The sequence below is a fragment of the Stenotrophomonas sp. GW821-FHT09E08 genome, assembly GCF_059416125.1.
The window spans coordinates 68,237-92,441 of record NZ_JBWKOO010000018.1 but is presented as its reverse complement, the minus strand read 5'-3'; the positions used below and the strand labels follow the sequence as shown (position 1 = coordinate 92,441).

Sequence of the window (24,205 nt, the reverse complement as noted above, 5' to 3'; positions counted from 1 at the left end):
TGCGGCGAAGGGTCGCCAGGCAGGATCAGAAGGTTGCGGCTCTTTTAGAACCGTCCGTGATATCGGGGTAGAACCCCTTCGTGAGTCTCCTCACATATCCGTTCTATGTCGCCAAGAACAGTCTTGGCCGAAGCCAGTTCCAGCTGAATGCGCTCAAGTGCTCGCCTGAGGTCTTGGGTGTCCATCGCTTTGGTCATTCTTGATTGCTGATTGCGCTTGGCGGTCGGTTCGCTATTGAACGCATCAATTGCGAAGGGATCAAGACTCAGCGGGCACTTGGCTTCAGTGCCATTTGACGCATTGAGAAATCATTATCAGCAGCGTTGAGTAGCGGCATCTCGCCGGGCCCATAACCCGGAGGTCGCCCGTTCGAATCGGGCCACTGCTACCAGTTCACAAAGAGGTCACCATGCAGCTCACTGCCAACTTCAGCCTGGCCGAGCTGACGGTCACTGGCCGGAATTTGCCGAACGTTCCCAACGAGGCTGAGATCGCCAATCTTCGCCAGCTGGCACAGAAGATCCTGCAGCCACTGCGTGACGCGATCGGTAAGCCTGTGAGAGTGAATTCGGCCTTCCGATCTGAGGCGGTGAACCGAGCGGTGGGCGGCACGGCCACCAGTCAGCACCGTCTTGGCCAAGCCGCTGACATTCATGTTCCAGGGATGCCCTCGGTGGAGCTGGCCAGGACGATCGTGAGGATGGGCCTTCCGTTTGACCAGGTCATTGAGGAATTCGGCAGCTGGGTGCACGTGTCCTATGGCCCCCGCCATCGGCGGGAGCAGCTTGCCGCGGTGAAGGTTGGCGGTAAGACGGTCTACCGCAAGATTGATCTGAGGGAGCCATGAGCGAGCTACTTGCCAGCACCAAACTGTGGGTGGGTGCGCTGATCGCTGCGGCCACGGCTGCGCCGACGCCAGCCTCGCCGCTGTACCGCGAGTGGATCCACCTGGAGATGACCACGGCCTACCTCGGCGTTCCGTTCAATGTGCTGGTCGGCGCTGCAGCGGGCAGCCTGGTCGGCGTGTGGTATCACGGGTCCGAGAATCGGCGCGGTCTCGCTGCCTCGTTCCTGTCGAGCACGGTGCTGGCCGTGGGCGTCAGCGTGCTGGGCCCGGAGCTGACCGGCTACCGCTGGTCCAGCACCGGCGTGCATGCCTCTGCGGCGATGCTGCTGGGGTTTACCGCTCAGAACTGGGGACCTGAGCTCATCCGTAGTGCCGGGGCGCTGGTCAAACAGCTGATCCGGCGGTTCCTGCCCCCGAAGGAGGGCTGATCATGACGTATCACTTTTGGTCGGTGGCCGCGGTGCCAGCGCTGCTGGTGGTGTTCTTGACCGCGCTGTTTGGCCTCAACGATGTTCGGATCCGCGAGCTGCGCGTATTGGCCCGAGGCGAGGGCCTGGTTGAACTGGGCCTGGGCGCTTCGTTCGTGCTGATGGGCTGGATGAGCTTCACCCTGGGCATGGCCTGCCTGCTGGGGGCCAACCTCTACTCCTGGCGCGGCTGCCTGTTGATGTGGGGGATTGCTGGGGCTTTCGGCCTGGTCGGCAAGTTCGCCCCGTGGCGGAACTGGATCCGGCGGATTGGTTCAGCGGAGTTGCCGGCTACGGGAGGTGGGCAATGAGTAAACATTCATCAATGTTGGAAGTACTTCGGTGAGTACTGATGCCGAAGGTGTTCGTCGAAGAGAGCACGGTGAAAAGATCAGGATCTTTTCAATTCTTCTTTCAGTGTACGGGTAAGGCCTCCGTCGCGTTGAACCTTGTCGTCTGGCATCGCTGCAAGGAAGTCCGATAGCAGTCGGTAGGCATCGATGCCTGGCTGCTTTCTCAGCGCTGAAAGTAGGGGCCACAGTGATGTTGGTTAGGTCGGTTGCAATGTGCATGCGATCTTCGGCCTCCGCGCCGTCTAGCTCATGAGCAACTTCATCTTTCATCTCGCACTCCTATGTGGTTGTGCTGGTCGCAAGCACAGCGTACCCGCAAGGAGGGCGATGCCCAATTGTGACATTGAGCTCAGACCCATCTGCCGCGCCAGATTGAAGGTGAACAGGCGGAATCCCAACCAGCAGCAGTTCCAATACAGAGACCCGGCCAAGCGCCGGGTTTTTCGTTTCAAGCGCGGCCTAGGCCAGATCAGCCGAACGTCTGTCGTCCTGCCCGACAGGCTGGCCGCGCTTCCTCTTCAGGCAGATCCAGAAGGAGCAGGTATGTCCAACATCATCAACCTCGACTTCAAGGGGAGCGCCGTGCGCTTCACCGATGACGGCTGGTTCCATGCGACCTCGGCTGCCGACCGTTTCGGAAAGCGCGTCCAGCACTACCTGGACAACGCAGAGACTCAGGAATACATGGCTGAACTGACCCGTCAGCTAAATCACCGGGATTCCGGCGATTTGATCCGGGCGACTCGCGGCAGGGGCGGTGGCACCTGGTTCCACCCGAAGCTGGCGGTCCACTTCGCCCGATGGCTGAGCACGGAGTTCGCAGTCTGGTGTGATCTCCAGATTGATGAGCTGCTGCGGACTGGCCAGCGCCGAGCTATGTCGGTCTGGCAGCAGCTTCAGGCCGCCCAGGTAGCGGAGAAGGACTCTGCTGCCAAGGGCGCCTACGGATCGCGCTTGATGAACAACCGGAAGCGCGAGAAGGCTGGGCTGCAGCGCGAGTTGGCCAGGCTGGAGGCGCAGGTGGTGATGCCCCTGTTCCCGGCTGAGGCTGTGGCATGAACTGGGTAGAGGGCCTAGTGAGCATCGCTGCTGTCATCGGGCTGTGCGTCATCGTGGACGCGATGTGCACCACGGTGCGGTACTGGCTATCGGATCAGCGGCCCGAACCGCAACGGGATCGGCCCGCAGCAGTTCTATACGGCGGGCAGCACCGCGCTGATTCCTTCGAGCGACAACGCCGCCGTCTTCAATCAGCTCGGCATGACCGCGGTGGCCGACGTAACGGGGCACTGACAGCACAGCTCGCCATCACATCGCGGAGACGGCTGGTGCGGCCAGATAGCGGCCATGTGCTATTCCTCGCTAAGCATTGGCTCCATTGGAAACTCTCAGTAGAGCTTAAGAAAAACGCCCCTCGTGCTGAGGGGCGTAAGGAGTGCAGATGTGTCGCATGAGGTGGAATCTAGCGCTTTGTCTTTGCCACGGTGAAGGCCATGACTGCAGCAGCAGCGGCAAACATAAGGGCCAGGGGGGCGCTTAGATAGATGTCAGTCCATTCGTTGAATCTTCTTTCAATGGTGATCGCAATGAATCCGGAAACAAAGGCAACGCCGCCGCCCATTAGGAATGCCCTCCAGGGCGAGGCGCCGAAGAGTCCAGCTATGAGTGCGATTGCGGCGCAGTAAATGGAAATGGCCACGAGTTGAACCTCGGGAAGTAGTCAAGCGGTGGAGGCCATGATTGCTTGCTGCGTCGCAGGGGCCGACGATGAACTACTCTGGCTTCTTTGTGACACTGCGCGGCTTCTTGAAATCCCCGCCGCTACCGCCGCCGCCAGGATTGCTCGGACTCCCGACTGTTACTGTGCCTGTGCGTCCGCAACTTCCATAGCAACCACTACCTAGATTGGCGCCACCGGTTCCGCCGGTTCCTCCACCGCCGCCACCACCACCACCCCTGGGATTAGTTGTTTGTCTTTCCGGCTTCCCACCGAAGTACTGGCCGCTATCGGTTAATGTGTAGGTTACGCACGTCGTTCCGTTGCAGACCATTATTTTGTCGTTAACGTTGACGTACATCTGGTTTGGGGGCCAATATGTATGCCGTACGTCCCATGCCCAAGCTTCCAGAAAAGTCTTTGTAGCTATGCCTGGGTTAGGAGTCTCGAGGGAACATGCGCTGCATTCGACGGGGCCGAATAGCTCGGGCTCAGCTGCTTTGGCATACCACGCCCAAGCACAGAAGATAAGGAGTGCGGCGAGTAATGCGCTGCATACGTTGCGTCCGTTTGCCATTGAGAGTCGTCCTTACAATTATTGGCAGCAGTCTTTGTAGATTGCCTCGGCACGTTTGATGGCGTTCTGCTGCTGCGATGAGTTGAGTTCTTCCTTGTGGCGCTCAAGTAGTCTTTCTGACATTGCGTGTGGCATCGCACGACGCGCAGCCAAGTAATAGGCATAGGCCTCCGTTGGATTTCTATCAGTGATGATTCCATTGTTGTTGGCTTGAGCAAGGGATATGAGTGCGTCGACGCTCCCGCTGCTGGCAGCGGTGTTAAGGAAAGAGATCGAGTTCTTCTTCCAGTCGACTACTAATTCAGGATTGCGGACAGCATTGGCGGAGCCTCCGAAGGCCGATTCAGTATCGATTGTGTAGAGGAGCATCGCCTCAATCGAACCTTGCTTCGCTGCTTGAAGTAGCCATTTTCCAGGTGAGGAAAGTGCGGGATCTTTAAGGAGCTGCTCGCATTCACTGAGGCGACGTTCGGACGTTTCTAAAGCGTCCTGTTTGCTAAGTTGGTCTGGCAGTCGGGAGGCGGATTGCAATTCGCTTGGTGAGCCGGCATTTCGGCAATCCAATGCAGCGAGATAGATATCAAAAGTCGCTGTGCTATCGCCTGCGTTTGCGGCGTCCAAACGGGACTGGATGTATGATTTAGCGTCGCCTTCAGGGCGGAAGTCGCCGGTTCTAGAAATTGCGAATGCCTTTGCTCCGATTGGTTGGACATAGCGTGGATCGAGCTTTTTATCCCTTATCAAAATTGAACTAAATTTTGCCTCAGCCCTTAGGGGAGCTTCCTCACTGTTGTCGCGGGACGGGTTGCGGCGATCGTCGGGCGAGACGGGTGTCTTGTTGTTGAATGCAGCAGCAAGTAGTGCGCATAGCGTGATTAGGGAAACTGCTAACGCAGCCAGCGACACATTCTTCCAGTTCATGACGGGTGGCTCAGATGGAGTACTCATTCGGAATGCCCTGCGAACCGCTGAAAGATCTAGGCCTATTGAGGCTTTGGTAATTCGCATCTGTCGCTATAGGGCGGCTTGCACGTCTTTGCATCAATTCTCTTCCCAATACAACGGAGCCAGAAGCTAGTACCCCTAGTCTCTTCATCGCATTTGTTCAGTGTAGGTTCATTGTGAATTGCGGTTTGTTGGGCGTGCTCCAGCGGCTTCCGGTTGGTCAGAAAGTGGTTGCTGGCGCTTGGACGTGTCGCCGTTCTACGAGCACCAGCTGGCTGCGTAGGGAGAACCCCGGACGTCAGTGGGTGGTTGCCCGATAGTGCCCAGCCCCCGGCGCTGGCATTCTGACTGTGCCGGATCCGGGGCCGCAGGCAGCTCAACCCGGGGGCGCTTGAGCAGCGCCGCGCCGGCACAGAGGTGAGTCAAGCTCGACTCGCCCTCACTCGACAGCTTGGTCTGTACAGGCAGCCAAAAAGCAAAGCCCCCGCGTGAACGGGGGCCTGCTTGGACTGGCGGTGTCCTAAGAGCGAGACTTGATTACTTCACGTTCTCAGGGTTGTAGCCGTCCTTGAAATGGTACTCAACCAACACCCAGCCACTGTCGCGCCAAGTGTAGGCCCACGTTTCGATGGTTCCATCGGAATGCCGATTCGTGATTGTGATCTCCTCGCCTTGCTGGCCGGAGGCGGGTAGCGCCACAGGCGGACCCTCGGAGGCGGAACGCGCCGTGAATCGAGGAGCGATCTGCTTGAGAACTACCGAGATTTCTCCCGCAGAAGTAATAGGCGCATACGCTGGTGAGTGAGCCTTAACCCAATCTAAGACCGAAGTGGCTTCGACGGACCCTTTCAAGTATGTGGTCCGAGACTCGATAGTGGTGCTCGTCTTCAACGGCGCGGCATCAGCGCTGGAAACTACGGGGCTGGCAGATACACCAATCAAGAGCGCGATGCCGAAAGCGAGAGACTTCATTTGCACGATGAACTCCTTTCCTTAGAAAGCGATGTGCAGACAATCCAGCCTGCGGGTTGGACAGTACCATGCTCAACCGCACCGCGCTTGAACTCGGCACTGAACTTCCTACGCTTTGACATGAACACTCCTCATGGCCTGAATCGGCCTTCTTGTAAGTGTCCGTGAAAACGGGGGTGAACCCAGCGGATCAGGGAAGCCCTGGAGCTGCCCATAGCATCTGCAGCGGCCAAGCCCGGGTGAAGGAATTGATGGACGAAGAATGAGCGGAGTGAGGGCCGGTGCTCCCGGCTACTAATGAGTACTGGCTTTAAACCATTTTCCTCAATCGGGCATCCAACGGGAACTGCATCGACTTGCAGTTCAACAAGGAGCCCTCAATGGCAAAGCTTGACCGTGTCTGTCCTTACGCTCTTCTCGTACTGGCTGGTTTAACGTTTGTTCCGGCTGCTGTCGCAGAGACAATTGCAATTCCCTTCGAGCAGGGCAAAGATCATAGGATTTACGTCGAAGGCACGATCAACCAGTCGCGGCCTCTCAGGTTTTTGGTGGATACTGGGGCAGATGGTATGGCCGTCTCACTTGCTGCGCGAGATGCAGCCGCAATGAAAATTAATCGTCAAACTGAGAACATCGGTTCCGACGGAGTTTCCTTGGTGGACTACAGTGAGGAAAATGCGGTTTCTGTCGGTGATATGCATGCCGCAATGGGGGCGGTCATCATTGATTACAGGAATCGGCCTTTCGATGCGGTTCTAGGCTGGAAGTTCTTCGATGGGCGCGTTCTAGAGATCAACTATGATAAGAGGATTTTGTTTGTCCACAGCAGTTTGCCAGATACGGCGGGATACGCTCGGGTTAGCGCACGATGGATTGATAATGTGCCTGCCATTGATGTCGCTCTGCGCGAGGAGGATACTACTCTCCATGCATGGCTCTTGTTGGATACTGGGAGCAATGGGTCGATCGACCTTAGCTATGCATTCGCCTCCCGCCATCGTCTCAAAGACGTATTCACACGGACTGTAGGAACGTCGCGATTCAGCGGTAGCAGGGGCAACTGGATCCGTGCGATTAACGCACGTATTTCTGATGCGAGCATGTCTTTGCTCGGAAGCCAGGAGTTGAAGCTAAGTCAGCCGGAGGTCTCGTTCAGTATCGACGATGACGCGACTAGCGATGACGGCACGATTGGAAGCGAGATTCTCCAGAGATTTAACATTCTATTGGACACGAGGGCCGGGGCTGTCTACTTGCGTCCAAATGGAAACTTCCACAAGGACTGAGATGGCATTCGTATCCTTCCAGTCAGGGCGCTGCCGGGCGTCGATCCTGACCCCGGACAGTGATGTAGATGGACTGGAGGACGGACAATGACGATGACGACATACCACGTGGTTCAGAGCTACACCAAGGTCAAGACCCGGTTGAGCGCCGACACGCCGTTTTACGCCAGGGACCTGGAGCAGGCCCGGCGCGTGGCTGAACGCCTGGCCGAATCGAAGCCGATGGTTGTTGCGATGATGGGCAGGGCAGACGTTGAGACCGGCGAGTACGAGGAGCCGAGGCTGATCTTTGCTCACGGCGACAACCTGCCGGAAGAGATCGAGTCGATGGAGCGGGTCTAGGGCGGGCCTGAGTCTCGCAAGCCGCTGGCGACAAAGCCCCGTCCGAAGGACGCGCGCAAGGCGTGGGTGAGGGCAGGGCTGCAGCAGATGCGCCGCGGCGTGTAGCAATCTGAAACGCGCTGTGCGACGCACGGTCGCAGTGGAGTGGCCATTGCCCTACGGCATCATTCCTCGGACGGCGCACCAGGGCCGCGTTGCTTGAGGGTGTATGTGGGGATCGAAGTCGACCGCCAGCTATCCAGCACATTCCCGCATACAACGCAGTTGAACGCGTCGTTGTCCTTGAACGGTGCCTTGAAGATCTTGGTGCTGTAGATGGACCCGCATCTGGCGCAAGTCTTGTCGTCATACGACGTGTCCCTGAATGTGTTGCTCATGGTCGTCCCGTGGCGTTCAAATTAAACATTGCGGAGCGCGCTGAAAATTGCGGAGCGAATTGAACTCTCAGAAAAGTCGCAAAAGCCTTGGTGCCCGGAGAGGGGATCGAACCCTCATGACCTTGCGGTCGGCGGATTTTAAGTCCGATGCGTCTACCAGTTTCGCCATCCGGGCCTGCAGCGCGGCGCCGATTGTAGCCCACCTGCCGCACGACGGCTGGATTGCACCGGAGCAGTGACCTGCGGGGACTTGCTTAACTGTTGTGCCTGTTCATGTCATAGTCCCAACCATCGTTCCCAGGGGGGGAGCCACCTGATGTCGCTGCACGCGATTGCCTATGCCAGTGAGGCCCGCGCCGATCTGCAGACAACCGATCTTGACCGCCTGCTGGCCGATGCCTCGGCATTCAATCGTGTAGCCGGCGTCACCGGCGTGCTGATGTTCGACGGCACGCGCTTCCTGCAATACCTGGAAGGTCCGGAAGATGGCATCGATTCGGTGTTCCCGCGCATCCTCAACGCGCGCAGCCATGGGCAGCTGAAGGTGTTGTGCCGTGCGCCGGTAGCGCAGCGTGCATTCCCGCGCTGGTCGATGGGCACGCGACGGATCGAAGCGGACCTGCTGGCGCAGATCGTCGATGCCGCCTGGCCAGGCTTCCTGCAGGGCAGCGGTGGCTTCGAACGCCTGCGCCAGGCCTGGACCGGTGCCGATGGCGAACTCGAACCGGCAGCGGTCGCACTGGGGTCCTGAACTGCCTTGGCGGCGGGGGGGCGAGGCCGTTACGCTGTAGCCTTTCCGGCGTGGGTTCCTCCGAGTGGTACAGCGAATGAGCGTATTGGCCGAAGCGATGGCTGCGAACGTGAAGCCTTGCCTCTTGCACTGGGCGTGCCGATGAATGTGCCTGTTGCAGCGGCCGACGCACCCCGTTTTGCCGTGATCGGCCTGGGCTATGTCGGGCTGCCGCTGGCGGTGGCCTTCGGCCGGCACTGGCCGACGCTGGGTTTCGACATTGATGCCGGGCGCATCGCCGAGCTGCGCAACGACGTGGATCACACGCTGGAAATGGAAGCCGACGAGCTGGCCAGTGCGCAGCTGCTGGAGTACGGCAGCGATCCGGATCTGCTTGACGCGTGCAACGTCTATATCGTGACCGTGCCGACGCCGATCGATGCCTACGAGCAGCCCGACCTGGAGCCGCTGCGCTCGGCCACGCGGCTGATCGCCAGCCACCTGCGTGCTGGCGACCTGGTGATCTACGAATCCACGGTGTATCCCGGCACCACCGAAGAAGTGTGCGTGCCGCTGCTGGAGCAGGGCTCCGGCCTGCGCTTCAACGAAGACTTCTACTGCGGCTACAGCCCGGAGCGGGTCAGCCCCGGTGATCGCCAGCGACGCCTGGCCGACATCCGCAAGATCACCTCCGGCTCGACACCGGAAGTTGCTGCGGTGATCGACGGCCTGTACCAGCGCATCATCGCTGCCGGTACGTTCCCGGCGCCGTCGATGCGCGTGGCCGAAGCGGCCAAGGTGGTCGAGAACATCCAGCGTGATGTCAACATCGCGCTGGTCAACGAGCTGGCACTGATCTTCGACCGGCTCGGCATCGATACCCAGGACGTGCTCGACGCGGCGGGCAGCAAGTGGAACTTCCTACCGTTCCGGCCGGGCCTGGTTGGCGGCCACTGCATCGGCGTGGATCCGTATTACCTGCTGCACAAGTCAGAGAGCGTGGGTTTCCACCCGGACCTGATCCATACCGCGCGGCAGGTCAACAACCGCGTGGGTGAGCATGTGGCGACGCGGGTGCTGGCAATGCTGGCCGAACGCGGCCGCGCACCGGCGCAGGCGCGCATCCTGGTACTGGGCGTGACCTTCAAGGAAGACTGCCCGGACCTGCGCAACAGCCGCGCGCTGGAACTGGCGCAACGCCTGCGCGATGCCGGTGCCCAGGTCGAGGTCAGCGATCCATGGGTCGGCCCCGCCACATTGGCCGACGAAGGTGTGCAGTGGCTTGCCGAGCCAGCGGCAGGCTGCTACGACGCGGTGGTGCTGGCCGTGGCACACGCCCACTTCAAGGCGATGGATGAAACACGGATCCGCAGCCTGCTGGCGCCCGGTGGCCTGGTCTACGACGTGAAGTCGGCCTGGCCGCGCAACGTGGTTGACGATCGACTGTAAACCCCGGCGGCAGTCGGCGCGGTAGACTCGGGGGCAGTTGCAACCGAGGAAAGCCATGCACCGGTATATCGTCTACCTGCTCGCCATCCTGATGTTCCCGATCTGCCTGTGGCTGGCCGTGATATGGCCGGCCTGGTACTGGGGCGTCGGCCTGACTGCCGCGATGGTGGCGCTGGGGACCTGGGACCTGCTGCAGAAGCGCAGCACGCTGCGCCGCAATTATCCGGTGATGGCGCACTTCCGATACGGCCTGGAATCGATCGGCCCGGAGATCCGCCAGTACTTCGTGCAGAGCGACCTGGAGGACGTGCCGTTCTCGCGCCAGCAGCGCGCGCTGATCTACCAGCGCGCCAAGAACGAAATGGACACGGTGCCGTTCGGCACCCTGCGCAGTACGTACGCTGTGGACTACGAGTGGATCAACCATTCGCTGGCGCCGACGGCCATCGCCAAGCATGACTTCCGCGTGCTGATCGGTGCCAACTGCGCCAAGCCCTATTCGGCCAGCGTGTTCAATATCTCGGCGATGAGCTTTGGCTCGCTGTCGGCCAATGCGATCCGTGCGCTGAACGAAGGCGCGCGGCGCGGCGGCTTCTACCACGACACCGGCGAAGGCTCGATTTCACCCTATCACCGCGAAATGGGGGGTGACCTGGTGTGGGAGATCGGCTCGGGCTACTTCGGGTGCCGCGACGAGAAGGGCGGTTTCAGCGAGGAGCGCTTCGTTGCCAATGCCACCCATGACCAGGTCAAGATGATCGAGATCAAGCTGTCGCAGGGTGCCAAGCCCGGCCACGGCGGCGTGCTGCCGGCGCCGAAGGTGACCGCCGAGATTTCGGTGACCCGTGGCGTGCCGATGGGCGTGGACTGCGTGTCGCCCTCGCGTCACTCGGCGTTCTCCACGCCGGTCGAGTTGCTGCAGTTCGTCGCCCGCCTGCGCGAGCTGTCGGGCGGCAAGCCGGTCGGCTTCAAGCTGGCCATTGGTCATCCGTGGGAGTGGTTCGGCATCGCCAAGGCGATGCAGGAGACCGGCCTGCTGCCGGACTTCATCGTGGTCGATGGTGCCGAGGGTGGTACCGGCGCAGCCCCGGCCGAGTTCGTCGACCATGTCGGCGTGCCGATGCACGAGGCCCTGTTGCTGGTGCACAACACTCTGGTCGGCCTGGACCTGCGTGATCGCATCCGCATCGGCGCGGCAGGCAAGATCACCAGTGCCTTCGACATCGCGCGCACCATCGCGCTCGGGGCCGACTGGTGCAATGCCGGCCGTGGCTTCATGTTCGCGCTGGGCTGCATCCAGTCGCTGAGCTGCCACACCGACAAGTGCCCGACCGGCATCGCCACCCAGGACCCGGCACGCTGGAAGCACCTCGATGCGCCGGACAAGGCAACGCGTGTGTACAGCTACCACGAGCACACGCTGCACGCCTTGAAGGAGCTGCTCTGCGCTGCAGGTTTGAATGACCCGGCGGAGCTGGGTCCGGAGCACATCCTGCGTCGTGTTTCGCCCGTTGAGATCCGTTCGCTGGCGTCGCTGTACCGTTATCTGGAACCGGGCGAGCTGCTGCACAAGGTGCCGGACCACGCGGTGTTCCATGCTTTCTGGGCCGATGCACGCAGCGACTCGTTCCAGCCACCGCCGAAGATCCAGGCGTTGCGCGCCAGCAAATCGCGATGACGCTTCTGTAGAGTCGAGTCTTGCTCGACTGCCTTTCAATCAGGCATCGCGACGTTGGAACGAAGAACAGCCGAGCATGGGCTCGGCGCTACCAAGGAGGCGTCATGCAGTTCAGGACCGGCACCATGGCCGACGTGGCCACGTTGTGGGCGCTGCGTACGCGCTGCGTGCGTGAAACCTGCAGTAGCCACTACCCGCCGGAGGTGATCGCCCCCTGGTCGGCTTCACCGCCGCCGGTGCAGTACGCGCGGTTGCTTGGGCAGGGCGGTTGCGTGGTGGCCGAGGACACGCAGGGAGACCTGCTGGGCTTCGGCGTGTTTGATCTTGAGGCCAACGAAGTGGATGCGTTGTTCGTCGACCCGGATCAGGGTGGCAGGGGCATCGGCCAGGCCCTGATGCAGCGACTGTTGGCGATGGCCGACCAGGAGCGCGAGGTCGTGCTGTCGGCCTCGCTCAATGCCGTACCGTTCTACCAGCGGCAGGGCTTCGTCAGCGTGCGCGAAGAGGCTTACCTGCATCCCAGTGGTGTTTCGCTGGCCTCGGTGAGCATGCGCAGGCCGTGGTGACCAGTGCGTAGAGCCGAGCCCGCGCTCGGCTGCTTTTGATTCAAGCCGAGCATAGGCTCGGCTCTACAACGCAATGCAGTCGAGCAAGCTCGACTCTACAGGGCGGGCTTCACCGCCCGGCCAACCACCCGATCACGCCTTCCGCAGCACGCAGGCCACTGGCGTAGCACGCGGTCAGCAGATAGCCCCCGGTGGGGGCTTCCCAGTCCAGCATCTCGCCGGCACAGAACACGCCGGGCAGCGCCTGTAGCATCAAGCCCTCATCCATCGCATCCAGGCGCACGCCACCGGCGGTGCTGATCACTTCGGCCATCGGCCGCGGGCGCAGCAGCCGAAGCGGCAGGCGCTTGAGCGTGGCCACCACGGCGCTCAGATCGTTGCCCGCTTCCTTGCCGAGGAGCTCGAACACCAGCGCGGCCTTCACTGCATCCAGGCCGGCCTGGCGGCGCAGATGCTCGCCAAAACTACGGCCCTTGCGCGGGCGCGACAGGTCGGCAAGCAGGCGTGCCTCGTCGCGGCCCGGCACCAGGTCCAACCACAGCATGGCGTGGCCATCGCGGTTGATGGTCTCGCGCAGATCGGCCGCCAGCGCATAGACCAAGCTGCCTTCGATGCCGTACTCGCTGGCCACGCATTCGCCCTGCAGCGACCGCGGCTGGCCGTCCAGGTCGATCCAGTGAGCAACCACCGGCTTCAGCGGCGCGCCGGCGTTGCGCTGGGCAAAGAACGGCGTCCAGTCGACGTCGAAGCCGCAGTTGGCTGATTGCAGAGGGGCAATGTCCACGCCATGTGCCTGCAATGGTGTGACCCAAGCGCCGTCACTGCCGAGCTGCGGCCAGCTGCCACCACCTACTGCCAGCACGGTGGCATCGGCGTGGACCGCGATCTCACCCTCTTCCGTGGTGAAGCGCAGGGCGCCGTCGTCACTCCATCCGATCCAGCGATGGTTGGCATGCAGGCGCACGCCCTGTTCCCTCAATCGGCGCACCCAGCCGCGCAGCAGCGGTGCCGCCTTGCGGTCGACCGGGAACACGCGGCCGGAGCTGCCGACGTAGGTTTCCACGCCGAAACCGGCGGCCCAATCGCGCAGCGCCTGCGCGTCGAAGCCATCCAGCCATCGGCCGACCGTGGCGACCTGCTCGCGGTAGCGGCTGTCGAACAACGGGCGCGGCTCGGAGTGGGTGAGGTTGAGCCCACCCTTGCCGGCGATCAGGAACTTGCGGCCGGGCGAACCCTTGGCCTCGTACAGGTCGACCTCCAGCCCGGCCGCGCGCAGGCGCTCCGCGGCGAACAGGCCGGCCGGACCACCGCCGACGACGGCGACCCGGTGTGGCGTTGCGGTATTACGGTTTGACATCGAGCAGCTCGACATCGAACACCAGCGACGAGCCAGCCGGGATCGGGCCGACGCGACGGTCGCCGTAGCCGTAGTCCGGCGGAATCATCAGGGTGCGCTTGCCACCGACCTTCATGCCGGCCACGCCTTCATCCCAGCCGCGGATGACCTGGCCGGCGCCGAGCGCGAAGGTGAACGGTTCGCCACGGCTGACCGAGCTGTCGAAGGTCTTGCCGTGCTTGGTTTCGGTGCGGTTGTCGTAGATCCAGCCGGTGTAGTGCACGGTGACCTTGTTGCCGGCAACGGCTTCGGTGCCGGTGCCAGGCACGGTATCGATGCGCTCGAAGGTGGTCAGGGTGCCGCCCGGCGGCGGGCCGGCGGGTTCGCTCGAACAGCCAACGGCGGCGAGGGACAGCAGCAGGGGAAGCAGCAGGCGGCGCATCGGGCGTCTCCGGAAGGGCGCAGGGCGAGGGCGGCAAGGGTAGCGCATCGGCGCCGGGTATCATGGGCGCATGGCAAAACTCCTGCTCAATCTGCGCAATGTCGGCAACGACGAATATGCCGATGTCTGCACGCTGCTCGACCAGCACGGCATCGCCTGGTATCGCACCGAACCCAGCCCGTGGGGCATCTCCAATGGCGGCCTGTGGCTGCGCGAGGATGCCGATCATCCGCGCGCCAAGGCGTTGATGGCCGAATACCAGGCCGAACGCGGGCCGCGCATCCGTGCCGAGCGCGAGCAGGCGTTGCGCGAGGGCACGGCGGAGACCTTCGGCAGCCTGTTCCGGCGCCGACCGGCATATGTGGTGCTGGTGCTGCTGGCGATGGCCGGTGCGGCGGCGCTGGTGCTGCTGCCGTTCGTGCTGTTGCGGGGGTAAGGGGGACTTCCGGTCGGGTTGCACCCGGCACCCGCAACGGCAACGGCAACGTCAAAAGCCGGGCTTAAGTGGGAGGGCGGGGCGGTGTGGGCAGGCGGGGGACGGCAAAAGCTGCTCCTGCGTGCCTCGTAGAGCGCCTTGCTCGTGTGCGCTGTCCTGCGCACACGGCAAGACCGGGGTTGGGCGTCCTGCCCAACCCGCCCAGCGCATGCCCCGGGCCCATGGTGCTCTGCGCCCCCGCCTGCCCACACCGCCCCACCCCTGACAGATTCCGGGTGTCTGCCGGGCTTGGGGTCGGATCCCTCTGCTGCGCAGAGGGCTCTGACCCCTGAATCTGTCCGGAGGGGCGGGAGGCGCTAAAATGGCGGGATGATCGCCAATACCGCCGCCTACCATTTCGCCGTCATCGACGCCCCCCAGGCCCTGTGCGACCAGCTGCTGGAGCGTGCCGAGGCGGCTGGGCTGCGGGGCACGATCCTGGTGGCAGGCGAGGGGCTGAACCTGTTCCTGGCCGGTGCGCCTGGGGCCATCGAGGGTTTCTATATGGCGCTGCGTGCCGATGCGCGCTTCGCACATATGCGGGTCAAGACCAGCCTCAGTGAGCACCAGCCGTTCGCGCGGCTGAAGGCCAAGGTGAAGGACGAGATCATCAGCTTCCGTCGCGACGACGGCCAGCCGCTGGATTACCCGCGCGCCCCGGCGATCGATCCGGCCACCGTGCAGCGCTGGTTGCGGCAGGGGCATGACGACGCCGGCAAGCCGGTGGTGATGCTCGATACGCGCAACCTGCAGGAAGTGGAGTACGGCACCTTCAAGGATGCGCTGGTGCTGCCCATCCACAAGTTCACCGACCTGCCCGAGGCGCTGGCGCCGCACCGCGAGGCGCTGAAGGACAGCACCGTGGTCAGCTTCTGCACCGGTGGCATCCGTTGCGAGAAGGCTGCGCTGTGGATGGTCAACGACGGCATGGACAACGTGCTGCAGCTCGACGGCGGCATCCTCGGTTACTTCGAGGAGGTGGGGGGCGAGGGCTACGAAGGACGCTGTTTCGTGTTCGACGAGCGCGTGGCGCTGGATGCCGAGTTGAAGCCGATGGTCGACCAGCCGATGCCGGAGCCGCGCCCCAGCGCGTTCTGACAGGGCGCCGGTCGAGCCGGCCGCTGGCCGGCTGCAAGGGCTCTCCGTCTGTCGGCCAGCGACCGGCACTACCCAACACGCATGGCACCCCGGGCCATGCCCGGCGGCCCTGAACCCGCCCCACGGGAATCAGCATCCCGCTACCGTCACTGGCCGCCGCGCCTCGCCGTCCCCATGCATGGGGAATCCTGTGACGGAAAACCGCCTGATGATTCCATTGTCGATTCTCGACCTGGCCCCGGTCTGCGAGGGCAGTGACACCACCGCCGCCTTCGCCAACATGCTGGAGCTGGCCCAGCATGCCGATGGGCTGGGCTACCGCCGCTACTGGCTGGCCGAACACCACAACATGCCCGGCATCGCCAGCGCCGCCACTGCGGTGTTGATCGGCCATGTCGCCGGCGGCACCAAGCGCATCCGCGTCGGTGCAGGGGGCATCATGCTGCCCAACCATGCGCCGCTGCAGGTGGCCGAGCAGTTCGGCACGCTCGCCTCGCTGTATCCGGACCGCATCGATCTCGGCCTGGGCCGTGCGCCGGGCACCGATCAGCCGACTGCGCGTGCACTGCGCCGCTACTTCGACAGCGCCGACCAGTTCCCCCAGGACGTGCGCGAGCTGCTGCACTACTTCGAGCCGGTGCAGCCCGGGCAAGCGGTGCAGGCCGTTCCGGGTGGTGGCCTGCGGGTGCCGACCTGGATCCTCGGTTCCAGCCTGTTCGGTGCGCGCATGGCCGCCTCGATGGGCCTGCCGTACGCGTTCGCCTCGCACTTCGCACCGGACGTGATGGACGAAGCGCTGGCGGTGTACCGCCGTGAGTTCCGTCCTTCGGCGACGTTGAAGCAACCGCACGCCATGCTCGCCTTGAACGTTGTCGCCAGCGACAGCGAAGCCGAGTCGCGTCGATTGTTCACCAGCCAGCAGCAGAGTTTCGTGAACCTGCGTCGCGGCCGCCCGGGCAAGATTCCGGCACCCATCGACGACATCGAGTCGTTCTGGGAGCCGCATGAGAAGCTGGGCGTGGAGCGGGCACTGGCCTGCACCGTCCTCGGCGATCCGCAGCAGGTGGCCGAGGGCATCGCCGCTTTCGTTGAGCGGCACAAGCCCGACGAGCTGATGCTCACCGCGAACCTGTACGATCACCGCGCGCGCCTGCGCTCGTTCGAACTGGCGATGCAGGCCTGGCACGCCCGCCACGCGGGCTGAACAATTGCGTCACGAGCTGTTGCAGCGATGCACGGTCTGATGGGGCTCCCACTCATGGAGCCCCCACATGTCCAACGCCCGCACTGAACACATTGCCCAGCTGGCTGAACTGATCAGGGACGTGGAGGTGGCGATGTTCACCACCACCGGTGTCGATGGCCGCCTCTACAGCCGGCCGCTGGCCACCCAGCAGGTCGCCTTCGACGGCGACCTGTGGTTCGTCATCACTGCCGACAGTCCGAAGGTGGCTGAAATCGCGCTCGATCCGCACGTCAACGTGGCCTATGCCTCGCCGTCGAAGAATACTTACGTGTCGGTCGCGGGGCGTGCGCGCGTCGTCGATGACCGCGCAAAGATCGAGGAATTGTGGTCGCCGGCGATGAAACTGTTCTTCCCCGGTGGCAAGGATGATCCCAACCTGCGCCTGATCCATGTGCGCGCCGATTCGGCCGAGTACTGGGATGGCCCGGGCACGTTGCTGGGCAAGGCGCTGACGTTCGTGTTGTCAGCAGTGCAGGACGAGCCCGGGCAGTTGGCCGACAACGGGTTCATTGACCTTCGGTGATGGCCGATGTCCGGTATTGGTAGTGCCGGCCGCTGGCCGGCAATTCTGGAAACGTGGCGGCCGGCCAGCGGCCGGCTGTACCGGGTTCCGGCTCAGAACCAGCGCTGGAACAACTCCACCGTATAGCCCACCAGCTGCCCGGAACTGAAACCGAAGAACGCGATCGCTGCCAGCGCTGCGATCCAGTTGAACAGCATAAGCGCGCCATCGCGTTCCAGCAGTGCCAGCGAGAACAGCAGCAGCTGGAAACCGAACAGGAAGTTGGTGAACGGGATCGGCAGCGACAGCAGCAGGCCCAGCAGCACCAGCAGCAGGCCGGTGAAGGCATGCGCCGGCAGTGGCGTGAGAAGTTGCGGCAGCCGTGGCTTCAACATCCGGTCCAGCCGCCGCAGCGGGCGATCGATGCGGTCGAGGAAGCGGTGCATGGTGCTGCGTCTGGGGCCGCGGCGGGCAATGAAGCCCGGGAGCCAGGGCCGGCGCAGGCAGCACAGCATCTGCACCCCGATCAGAATTACCAGTGGGCCGCTGACCGCGCCTCCCATGCCCGGAATCGGGATGAACGATGGCAGGATCGCCACGAACAGGAACACGCCGAAGGCGCTCTGCTGCAGGTTGCACAGGATCTGGCCGAGCGGCATGTGCTCGGCCGGGTCGCCGGAGGCGAACATCTCCAGCAGGGTGCGGATGCCCTCGTTGCGGTAGGCCGGGCGCTCAACGCCCGGACCCTGGCCGGCCTCAGGCGGTGAGCTCATCGGCCTGCTCGTCCGACAGCGTGCGCAGCAGCAGCTTGTCCACGCGGGCACCGTCCAGGTCGACCACCTCGAAGCGCCAGCCGGCCCAGTCAAAGTACTCGCCCGCGTGCGGGATGCGGCCGAAGTAGTGGATGCACATGCCGGCCAGCGTGTAGTAGTCGCCATCCTCGGCATCGGGCAGGTCGTTGCTGCCGATCAGCTCGCGCAGGTCCTCGATCGGCAGCGAGCCGTCCACCAGCAGCGAGCCGTCCTCGCGGGTCACCACCAGCGCATCTTCGTCGGCATTTTCGGTGGCCTGCAGACGGCCAACCACCGCGCCCATCAGATCGCTGATGGTCACCAGGCCCTGGATCTCGCCGTACTCGTCCACCACCAGCGCCATCGACTGCTGTTCCTCGCGGAAGATCTCCAGCAGCTTCATCGCGTGGGTGGATTCAGACACGTACAGCGGCTCGCGCAGGGTCTGGAACAGCGCGTTGTCACCGCGCGCCATACGTGTGGCCAACGACTTCAGTTCAAGCACGCCGACCACGTCCATGTCGTTGTCGCGGTACACCGGGTACCGCGAGAACTCATGCTCGGCCATGATCTCCAGGTTCTTGTCCAGACCGCCCTGCGTGTCCAGCCAGGCAATCCGGTTGCGCGGGGTCATCAGGCTGTCGGCGGTACGATCGCCCAGGCGCATGACGCGGTTCATCATGTCGCGCTCGTGGGCGTCGATCACGCCGGCCTCGTGGCTTTCGGCCACCAGCATGCGGATCTCTTCTTCGGTCACCTGTGCGGCCTCGTCCTTGCCTAGCCCCATCAGGCGCAGGACCAAGCGGGTCGAATGGGACAGCAGCCACACGGCCGGGAATGCAATTCGGGCCAGCCAGCCCATCGGCAGGGCGACCATGCCAGCGATGTCTTCCGAACGGGTGATGGCCAGGCGCTTGGGCACCAGCTCACCGAAAATCAGCGTCAGGAAGGTGATCAGCGCCACGGCCAGCGTCTTGCCGATCAGGTTCGACAGCGGCTGCGGATTGCCGAACAGGGTGATGGTGTCGGCCAGCGACGGGAACATCACCTGAAGGTGGTGGGCGATGCTGTTACCGATGGCCTCACCGCCGTACACGCCGGTCAGGATGCCGCCCAGGGTGATGCCGATCTGGACGGTGGACAGGAAGTTTTCCGGCTTCTCGGACAGCTCAAGCGCCTTGGCGGCGCGCTTGGAAGTGCTGGCCATCTGCTTCAGGCGGCTCTTGCGCGAGGTCATGACCGACATTTCGGACATGGCGAAAAAGCCGTTGAACACGATCAGGGCCAAGACTATCAGGATCTCAAACACGGGCATCGTCCCCGGTTGGTGGCAGGGAGGGCGGGTGCTTGCGATGGCGGCAGGCGCTCAGGAACAGGGTCCGGCGCGGCGCAGGGGGATAAGGGTCGTCGTCCATAAGGTGCGCCCGAGGGCGCGCTGGCATCTTAGCAAAGGGCCGTGGCAGGGTGGCAACTGCCTGTTCAGGTTGAGGGTCTCCAGCCCCCGAAAGGAGGCGGGGATACCCGAGATGGTCATCTAGCCGTCATAATTCCGTCTGGTGCCGTCCTTCCCGCGACGGCTGACAGGTTTCTCAATGTTCTCTCTGCAGACCATTTTCGGTTCCGGCAAACAGTTCTACACCCTGCTCGATGAGGCTGCCGTCGCGGCGTCCGATGCCGCCAAGGCGCTGCACTCCATGCTGCGCGAGGCCGACCGCCAGCCAGCGCTGGACGCTTTCAAGCTGGCCCGCCTGCGCGAACGCGCGGCCTCGGACAAGATCAGCCAGGCGCTGGTGGACAGCTTCATGACCCCGATCGAGCGCGAGGACATCGAAGCGCTGGGCTCGGCGCTGTACAAGATTCCCAAGCAGATCGAGAAGTTCGCCGATCGCTATTCGCTGGCCACGACCCACCTGGAGCACATCGACTTCGCGCCGCGCGCGGCGATGCTGGAGCAGGCTGCCGGCGTGGTGGTGGAGATGGTGGCCGACCTGCGCCACATGAACCTGGACCGGATGACCGCGCTCAACGAGAAGCTGCGCTCGCTGGAGAACGAGGCCGACCGCCTGATGCTCGAGCTGTACCGCGACATCTATTCGGGCCGCCTGGACAACCTGCAGATGTTCCTGCTGAAGGAATTCTTCGAGATCCTGGAAAAGGCCATCGACCGCTGCCGCGAGGCCGGCGTGGTGGCATACCAGATCGTGTTGAAGAACAGCTGACGGACGCCGCCGCATGTTGACCCTTGTCCTGGTGGTGATCCTGGCCGCACTCGTCTTCGAGTTCATCAACGGCTTCCACGACACCGCCAACTCCATTGCCACTGTGGTGGCGACCAAAGTGCTCTCGCCCGGCTGGGCGGTGATGCTGGCCGCCTTCATGAACCTCATCGGTGCACTGACCGGTACAGCGGTGGCGCTGACCATCGCTTCGGGCCTGCTCAACACCAACGTGGTCGACGTGACCCCGCAGGTGATCCTGTGCGCGCTGCTGGGCGGCATCATCTGGAACCTGATCACCTGGTGGAAGGGCCTGCCGTCTTCGTCTTCGCACGCCCTGATCGGTGGCCTCTGCGGTGCCGGCCTGGCTGCGGCCCACAACAACTGGGACGCGCTGATCTGGTCCGAGCGCCTGGGCAGCTGGGCGCAGAACAAGGGCCTGCTGTGGAAGGTGTTCGTGCCGATGATCACCTCGCCGATCGCCGGCTTCCTGCTGGGCATCGTGGTGATGGTGCTGCTGTGGGGCTTGATCGCCGGCCTGGCCAAGATCGGTGGTGCCATCGGCCGCCTGGCCCGTCCGCGCATCGTCAACGCCTTCTTCGGCAAGGCACAGATCGCCTCGGCGGCCTACATGGGCTTCGCACACGGTCATAACGACGCGCAGAAGACCATGGGCATCATTGCGATGACCCTGATCGGTGCCGAAGCAACCGGTGCACTGAATGACCTGCCGTCGTGGCTGGCCTTCATGCATCCGGACGCGCATGCCGGCGATGGCATCGCCATGTGGATCGTGCTGACCTGCGCGGTGGTGATGGCTGCCGGTACCGCTTCGGGCGGCTGGAAGATCATCAAGACCCTGGGTCACAAGATGGTCAAGCTGCACCCGATCCATGGCTTCGCCGCAGAGACCAGCTCGGCCACCATCCTGACCCTGGCGGCCCACTTCGGCATGCCGGTCTCGACCACGCACAGCATCTCCACCGCAATCATGGGCGTCGGCTTCGCCAAGAACCCGCGTTCGCTGAAGTTCGGCGTGATCGAACGCATCGTCTGGGCCTGGATCCTGACCATTCCGGCAGCAGGTGGTTGTGCGTACCTGATCCTGAAGCTGTTCGAGCTGTTCGGCTGGACCTGAGGCCCGCGGCCTTAGCTTAGGGTCAGAGCCCTTTGCCTGCGGGGAAAAGGATCTGACCCCAACAATCGAAAAAGCCCGCCGGATACCGGCGGGCTTTTTTCATGGGCGAAGAATTTTCCGTATCCAGCGTGCCGACCAACGGTCGGCACCCACCAACAGCCGCAGGAATCTGTCAGCGGCGGGGTGGGGTGGGGTTGCAGGACCGTTGGCGCCATGGATGGCGCCATCGAGCCCCCATGGATGGGTTTACGGCGTGTCCTGCAACCCCATCCCGCCTCGCCAGCCCACGGGAACCCGGCTTTTGACGTTGCGGTTGCAGTTGCAGTTGCAGTTGATCCGGCGGGTGCCGGGCCGCAGGCCCGGCCGAACCCCTCAGTTACGCTGGAACAACGCCTGCACATCCTTCCGGAATGCCGCCTGGCTGTCCGCCCGGCTGTAGAACATGTGCCCGCCCGGATAGCTGCGTACCTGTACCCGGTCCGGATTGCTGCCCATCGCCGGCATCTGGTCCACCGTCAGGATCGACCCCATGAACGGGCACGACAGGTCGTTCCAGCCATGCACGATCAAGACCTGAAGGTGCGGATCGATCGCCACCGCCTGGCGCAGCTGGGTCACCGCGCCCTGGCGCAGATCACCGTTGCGGTCCCACAACCGGTTCACCTCGTAGTTCAGCGCCTGGTAGCGGGAATCCACCTTCCAGCCGACCACGCGCGTGACGAAGTCGACCATCGCCGTGGTGGTCGGCGCGATGATGCTGTCCAGCAGCGGATCGTTGGCACGCTGCTCCGGATCGTTCGGGAACGGATCGAACGCGGTCACGTTGGAATCGTAGCGGCTGCCCAGCGTGCCCTTGTCGCGGAACACCTCGCGCAGGTACGCCTGGGTTTCCAGACGGCCACCGGCACGACGCACGAACTGCGGATCCAGGCCGGTCAGCTCGGTCACCCGGCGCAGCATCGCCTCGGTGGCCTGCGGATCGCTGCGGCCCCTCATCAGCGCGGTGGCGTAGTCGCCGCGGGTGTACTCGACCACGTCACGCATCGCCGCGTCGGTCAGCTTGCCCTGGCGCTCGAGGTGCGCGGCGGCGATCGACGGCAGCGTCTGCATCCACGCCATCGGCGAGACATCGGCGTTGTCTTCCAGGGTCGGGCTCAGGTACGGCGACACCAGCACCAGGCCGTTCATTGCCACGCCCAACCGGGTCTGCAGGTAGTGGGTGATGCGCGGGCCGCGGTAGCCACCGTAGCTTTCGCCGGTCAGGTACTTGCGCGAGGCCATGCGCTGGTTGCGCAGCAGCCAGTCGTAGATCGAGCGCGACAGGTACTCGATGTCGGCGTTGGGGTTGTACAGCTGCTTCTTGGCCTCGTCATCGCCGATGCGTGCGCGGCTGAAGCCGGTGCCGACCGGATCGATGAACACCAGGTCGGTGAAGTCCAGCCAGGTGCCCGGGTTGTCGTGCAGGGTGGCCGGCGCTGAGGCGCTGTCGCCTTCCGAACCGAAGGTCACCACCTTGGGACCGATCGCGCCCATGTTGAGGTAGACCGACGAAGCGCCGGGGCCGCCATTGAGCGCGAAGGTCACCGGCCGGTCCTTGCCCGGCATCGTGTAGGCGGTGAACACCACGTCGGCGATCACCTTGCCCTTCTCATCGCGCACCGGCAGGGTGCCAACGGTGGCCGTGTAGTCGAGGGCGCGACCGGCCAGGCGGATGCTCTGGCGAGCGGACGCATCGGCCGGCAGCGCAGGTACCTCGGTCTTGTCGTCCTTGGCATCGGACTTGGTTTCGGCGGCGGGCGCGGCCAGCACGCTGGCGGGAGCAATGAGCAGGCCGACGCAGAGCGCGGCAGTGAGCAGCAGGGACTTCATGGCACCGGATCGGCAGCGGAAGGGGGTTCCGATGCTAGGCCGCTACGGTGCCGCGCCGTATGTGTCCAAAGCCATGGCCAGGCGTTGTCGCCTGTTGCGGCCAGATTGGGTCAAGCGGGCAGGGCGGCGGCCGCTTCGTCGTCGGCCAGCAGCCCGTACACCGCCGAATCGGCCAGTTCACCCTGGATGCGCCAGCGCTGGCGCAGCAGGCCCTCACGGTGGAAACCGAGGCGTTCAAGCACGTGCGCGGAGGCCGCGTTGCGCGGATCGATTTCGGCTTCCACGCGATGCAGGCGCAGGGTGTGGAACAGGTAGGCCAGCACCTGCTGCAACGCTTCGTGCATGTAACCCTGGCCCTGCAGGCCAGGCGCCAGCAGGTAGCCGATCTCGGCGCGGGCAGCGTCACGGTCGACGGCAAACACCACGCAGATGCCCAGCAGTGGCCCCTCCAGCGATTCGCGTACGGCCAGCTTGAGCTGGGTGCCGGTGGCGTGTGCCGCGAGGTCGTCGTCGATCTGCTCGCGGGCTTCGGCAGGTCGTTTCCAGGCCGGATGGTTCCACCAGCGCATCACCGCCGGGTCGGATTGCAGCGTGAACAGCGCAGCCGCGTCATCACGGCGGATCGGGCTCAGGATCAGGCGCGCGCTGTGCAGCGGCAGGCCGGGGAACAGCAGCGAGTTGGCGGGCAATTCAGTCGTCCACGCAGATGAGCGCGCATTATGGACCCGCAGGGTTTGCCGATGGGGGTGTAATGGCCCCGTGGCGCATGAACCGGTAGTGGCGGGC

Annotated in this window: 25 protein-coding genes and 2 tRNA genes; 17 read left to right on the top strand and 10 right to left on the bottom strand. The window is 63.5% G+C overall.

From position 1 onward, the window contains the following. The first annotated feature begins 316 nt into the window (after window positions 1–316). From AC07M7_RS18840 to AC07M7_RS18820, 5 genes are all read left to right on the top strand, one after another. Window positions 317–391: transfer RNA gene (locus AC07M7_RS18840), tRNA-Met, on the top strand. A gap of 18 nt (window positions 392–409) precedes the next feature. Further along, the gene (locus tag AC07M7_RS18835) at window positions 410–847 is read left to right on the top strand and encodes a D-Ala-D-Ala carboxypeptidase family metallohydrolase (protein WP_495208043.1); all 438 of its coding nucleotides are present in this window, start codon (window positions 410–412) and stop codon (window positions 845–847) included. Further along, the gene (locus AC07M7_RS18830; protein WP_495208042.1) at window positions 844–1,275 is read left to right on the top strand and encodes a hypothetical protein; all 432 of its coding nucleotides are present in this window, start codon (window positions 844–846) and stop codon (window positions 1,273–1,275) included. Before AC07M7_RS18835 ends, AC07M7_RS18830 begins: the two co-directional genes overlap by 4 nt. A 2-nt stretch (window positions 1,276–1,277) precedes the next feature. Beyond that, on the top strand, window positions 1,278–1,625 hold the full coding sequence (locus AC07M7_RS18825) for a holin (RefSeq protein WP_495208041.1): 348 nt from the start codon (window positions 1,278–1,280) through the stop codon (window positions 1,623–1,625). A gap of 585 nt (window positions 1,626–2,210) precedes the next feature. Then, window positions 2,211–2,726 (top strand): KilA-N domain-containing protein, encoded by a 516-nt coding sequence (locus AC07M7_RS18820; RefSeq protein ID WP_495208040.1) that lies wholly within the window; start codon window positions 2,211–2,213, stop codon window positions 2,724–2,726. A gap of 403 nt (window positions 2,727–3,129) precedes the next feature. On the opposite strand, the gene AC07M7_RS18815 is transcribed toward AC07M7_RS18820, so the two are convergent. The 3 genes from AC07M7_RS18815 to AC07M7_RS18805 form a co-directional block, all read right to left on the bottom strand. Next, window positions 3,130–3,366, bottom strand: a complete 237-nt coding sequence (locus AC07M7_RS18815) for a hypothetical protein (protein ID WP_495208039.1) — start codon at window positions 3,364–3,366, stop codon at window positions 3,130–3,132. A 613-nt stretch (window positions 3,367–3,979) separates the two neighbouring features. After that, complete coding sequence (locus AC07M7_RS18810; RefSeq protein WP_495208038.1) at window positions 3,980–4,882, bottom strand: SEL1-like repeat protein; 903 nt, start codon at window positions 4,880–4,882, stop codon at window positions 3,980–3,982. Between the two features lie 561 nt (window positions 4,883–5,443). Next, complete coding sequence (locus AC07M7_RS18805; protein WP_495208037.1) at window positions 5,444–5,878, bottom strand: hypothetical protein; 435 nt, start codon at window positions 5,876–5,878, stop codon at window positions 5,444–5,446. A gap of 380 nt (window positions 5,879–6,258) precedes the next feature. On the opposite strand from AC07M7_RS18805, the gene AC07M7_RS18800 reads away from it, so the two are divergent. Continuing rightward, window positions 6,259–7,164, top strand: coding sequence for a retropepsin-like aspartic protease (locus AC07M7_RS18800; RefSeq protein WP_495208036.1), 906 nt, complete (start codon window positions 6,259–6,261; stop codon window positions 7,162–7,164). Between the two features lie 87 nt (window positions 7,165–7,251). Next, window positions 7,252–7,506, top strand: coding sequence for a hypothetical protein (locus AC07M7_RS18795; protein ID WP_495208035.1), 255 nt, complete (start codon window positions 7,252–7,254; stop codon window positions 7,504–7,506). A gap of 465 nt (window positions 7,507–7,971) precedes the next feature. Here the strand turns inward: AC07M7_RS18795 and AC07M7_RS18790 are convergent. Then, a tRNA-Leu gene (locus AC07M7_RS18790) sits at window positions 7,972–8,058 on the bottom strand. 141 nt (window positions 8,059–8,199) lie between these two features. On the opposite strand from AC07M7_RS18790, the gene AC07M7_RS18785 reads away from it, so the two are divergent. From AC07M7_RS18785 to AC07M7_RS18770, 4 genes are all read left to right on the top strand, one after another. Beyond that, window positions 8,200–8,634: a BLUF domain-containing protein gene (locus AC07M7_RS18785; protein WP_046984924.1), complete on the top strand. Its 435-nt coding sequence runs from the start codon at window positions 8,200–8,202 to the stop codon at window positions 8,632–8,634. A gap of 141 nt (window positions 8,635–8,775) precedes the next feature. After that, window positions 8,776–10,062, top strand: coding sequence for a nucleotide sugar dehydrogenase (locus AC07M7_RS18780; RefSeq protein WP_046984925.1), 1,287 nt, complete (start codon window positions 8,776–8,778; stop codon window positions 10,060–10,062). A 55-nt stretch (window positions 10,063–10,117) separates the two neighbouring features. Then, window positions 10,118–11,740 carry an FMN-binding glutamate synthase family protein gene (locus AC07M7_RS18775; RefSeq protein ID WP_495208034.1) on the top strand — a complete coding sequence of 541 codons (1,623 nt, stop codon included), beginning with the start codon at window positions 10,118–10,120 and terminating at the stop codon, window positions 11,738–11,740. A gap of 104 nt (window positions 11,741–11,844) precedes the next feature. After that, entirely contained in the window at window positions 11,845–12,306 is a 462-nt protein-coding gene (locus AC07M7_RS18770) for a GNAT family N-acetyltransferase (RefSeq protein WP_495208033.1), read from the top strand. A 109-nt stretch (window positions 12,307–12,415) separates the two neighbouring features. Here the strand turns inward: AC07M7_RS18770 and AC07M7_RS18765 are convergent, their stop codons facing one another. After that, complete coding sequence (locus AC07M7_RS18765; RefSeq protein ID WP_495208032.1) at window positions 12,416–13,663, bottom strand: TIGR03862 family flavoprotein; 1,248 nt, start codon at window positions 13,661–13,663, stop codon at window positions 12,416–12,418. Beyond that, window positions 13,650–14,084, bottom strand: coding sequence for an FKBP-type peptidyl-prolyl cis-trans isomerase (locus AC07M7_RS18760; protein WP_046988230.1), 435 nt, complete (start codon window positions 14,082–14,084; stop codon window positions 13,650–13,652). The genes AC07M7_RS18765 and AC07M7_RS18760 overlap by 14 nt, the downstream gene beginning before the upstream one ends. A gap of 70 nt (window positions 14,085–14,154) precedes the next feature. Here AC07M7_RS18760 and AC07M7_RS18755 point away from each other — a divergent pair, with 70 nt between their 5' ends. The 4 genes from AC07M7_RS18755 to AC07M7_RS18740 all read left to right on the top strand — a co-directional run bounded on the left by AC07M7_RS18755 (window position 14,155) and on the right by AC07M7_RS18740 (window position 17,426). After that, window positions 14,155–14,520 carry a DUF6164 family protein gene (locus AC07M7_RS18755; RefSeq protein ID WP_046988229.1) on the top strand — a complete coding sequence of 122 codons (366 nt, stop codon included), beginning with the start codon at window positions 14,155–14,157 and terminating at the stop codon, window positions 14,518–14,520. 369 nt (window positions 14,521–14,889) lie between these two features. Next, complete coding sequence (locus tag AC07M7_RS18750) at window positions 14,890–15,657, top strand: sulfurtransferase (protein ID WP_495208031.1); 768 nt, start codon at window positions 14,890–14,892, stop codon at window positions 15,655–15,657. A gap of 208 nt (window positions 15,658–15,865) precedes the next feature. Then, complete coding sequence (locus tag AC07M7_RS18745; protein WP_046988222.1) at window positions 15,866–16,861, top strand: LLM class flavin-dependent oxidoreductase; 996 nt, start codon at window positions 15,866–15,868, stop codon at window positions 16,859–16,861. A gap of 67 nt (window positions 16,862–16,928) precedes the next feature. Beyond that, entirely contained in the window at window positions 16,929–17,426 is a 498-nt protein-coding gene (locus AC07M7_RS18740; RefSeq protein ID WP_046988220.1) for a pyridoxamine 5'-phosphate oxidase family protein, read from the top strand. Window positions 17,427–17,518: 92 nt separating this feature from the next. Here AC07M7_RS18740 and AC07M7_RS18735 read toward each other — a convergent pair whose 3' ends face one another. Next, the gene (locus tag AC07M7_RS18735; RefSeq protein WP_046988219.1) at window positions 17,519–18,178 is read right to left on the bottom strand and encodes an exopolysaccharide biosynthesis protein; all 660 of its coding nucleotides are present in this window, start codon (window positions 18,176–18,178) and stop codon (window positions 17,519–17,521) included. Beyond that, window positions 18,162–19,505, bottom strand: coding sequence for a hemolysin family protein (locus tag AC07M7_RS18730; RefSeq protein WP_495208030.1), 1,344 nt, complete (start codon window positions 19,503–19,505; stop codon window positions 18,162–18,164). The genes AC07M7_RS18735 and AC07M7_RS18730 overlap by 17 nt, the downstream gene beginning before the upstream one ends. 283 nt (window positions 19,506–19,788) lie before the next feature. Between AC07M7_RS18730 and AC07M7_RS18725 the strand changes: the two genes are divergently transcribed. Beyond that, window positions 19,789–20,415, top strand: coding sequence for a DUF47 domain-containing protein (locus tag AC07M7_RS18725; protein WP_004152833.1), 627 nt, complete (start codon window positions 19,789–19,791; stop codon window positions 20,413–20,415). 13 nt (window positions 20,416–20,428) lie between these two features. After that, window positions 20,429–21,550, top strand: coding sequence for an inorganic phosphate transporter (locus tag AC07M7_RS18720; protein ID WP_006431323.1), 1,122 nt, complete (start codon window positions 20,429–20,431; stop codon window positions 21,548–21,550). A gap of 372 nt (window positions 21,551–21,922) precedes the next feature. On the opposite strand, the gene AC07M7_RS18715 is transcribed toward AC07M7_RS18720, so the two are convergent. After that, window positions 21,923–23,419 carry a S10 family peptidase gene (locus tag AC07M7_RS18715; protein ID WP_495208029.1) on the bottom strand — a complete coding sequence of 499 codons (1,497 nt, stop codon included), beginning with the start codon at window positions 23,417–23,419 and terminating at the stop codon, window positions 21,923–21,925. A 110-nt stretch (window positions 23,420–23,529) separates the two neighbouring features. Continuing rightward, on the bottom strand, window positions 23,530–24,108 hold the full coding sequence (locus AC07M7_RS18710; protein ID WP_046984408.1) for a GNAT family N-acetyltransferase: 579 nt from the start codon (window positions 24,106–24,108) through the stop codon (window positions 23,530–23,532). Between the last annotated feature and the right edge of the window lie 97 nt (window positions 24,109–24,205).

Coding starts and splice junctions, on each gene's coding strand:
- AC07M7_RS18765 (WP_495208032.1), bottom strand. CDS start 13,663: ATGTCAAACCGTAATACCGCAACGCCACACCGGGTCGCCGTCGTCGGC.
- AC07M7_RS18820 (WP_495208040.1), top strand. CDS start 2,211: ATGTCCAACATCATCAACCTCGACTTCAAGGGGAGCGCCGTGCGCTTC.
- AC07M7_RS18745 (WP_046988222.1), top strand. CDS start 15,866: ATGATTCCATTGTCGATTCTCGACCTGGCCCCGGTCTGCGAGGGCAGT.
- AC07M7_RS18825 (WP_495208041.1), top strand. CDS start 1,278: ATGACGTATCACTTTTGGTCGGTGGCCGCGGTGCCAGCGCTGCTGGTG.
- AC07M7_RS18740 (WP_046988220.1), top strand. CDS start 16,929: ATGTCCAACGCCCGCACTGAACACATTGCCCAGCTGGCTGAACTGATC.
- AC07M7_RS18805 (WP_495208037.1), bottom strand. CDS start 5,878: ATGAAGTCTCTCGCTTTCGGCATCGCGCTCTTGATTGGTGTATCTGCC.
- AC07M7_RS18830 (WP_495208042.1), top strand. CDS start 844: ATGAGCGAGCTACTTGCCAGCACCAAACTGTGGGTGGGTGCGCTGATC.
- AC07M7_RS18735 (WP_046988219.1), bottom strand. CDS start 18,178: ATGAGCTCACCGCCTGAGGCCGGCCAGGGTCCGGGCGTTGAGCGCCCG.
- AC07M7_RS18780 (WP_046984925.1), top strand. CDS start 8,776: ATGAATGTGCCTGTTGCAGCGGCCGACGCACCCCGTTTTGCCGTGATC.
- AC07M7_RS18715 (WP_495208029.1), bottom strand. CDS start 23,419: ATGAAGTCCCTGCTGCTCACTGCCGCGCTCTGCGTCGGCCTGCTCATT.
- AC07M7_RS18785 (WP_046984924.1), top strand. CDS start 8,200: ATGTCGCTGCACGCGATTGCCTATGCCAGTGAGGCCCGCGCCGATCTG.
- AC07M7_RS18770 (WP_495208033.1), top strand. CDS start 11,845: ATGCAGTTCAGGACCGGCACCATGGCCGACGTGGCCACGTTGTGGGCG.
- AC07M7_RS18755 (WP_046988229.1), top strand. CDS start 14,155: ATGGCAAAACTCCTGCTCAATCTGCGCAATGTCGGCAACGACGAATAT.
- AC07M7_RS18760 (WP_046988230.1), bottom strand. CDS start 14,084: ATGCGCCGCCTGCTGCTTCCCCTGCTGCTGTCCCTCGCCGCCGTTGGC.
- AC07M7_RS18795 (WP_495208035.1), top strand. CDS start 7,252: ATGACGATGACGACATACCACGTGGTTCAGAGCTACACCAAGGTCAAG.
- AC07M7_RS18800 (WP_495208036.1), top strand. CDS start 6,259: ATGGCAAAGCTTGACCGTGTCTGTCCTTACGCTCTTCTCGTACTGGCT.
- AC07M7_RS18835 (WP_495208043.1), top strand. CDS start 410: ATGCAGCTCACTGCCAACTTCAGCCTGGCCGAGCTGACGGTCACTGGC.
- AC07M7_RS18810 (WP_495208038.1), bottom strand. CDS start 4,882: ATGAACTGGAAGAATGTGTCGCTGGCTGCGTTAGCAGTTTCCCTAATC.
- AC07M7_RS18775 (WP_495208034.1), top strand. CDS start 10,118: ATGCACCGGTATATCGTCTACCTGCTCGCCATCCTGATGTTCCCGATC.
- AC07M7_RS18750 (WP_495208031.1), top strand. CDS start 14,890: ATGATCGCCAATACCGCCGCCTACCATTTCGCCGTCATCGACGCCCCC.
- AC07M7_RS18720 (WP_006431323.1), top strand. CDS start 20,429: ATGTTGACCCTTGTCCTGGTGGTGATCCTGGCCGCACTCGTCTTCGAG.
- AC07M7_RS18725 (WP_004152833.1), top strand. CDS start 19,789: ATGTTCTCTCTGCAGACCATTTTCGGTTCCGGCAAACAGTTCTACACC.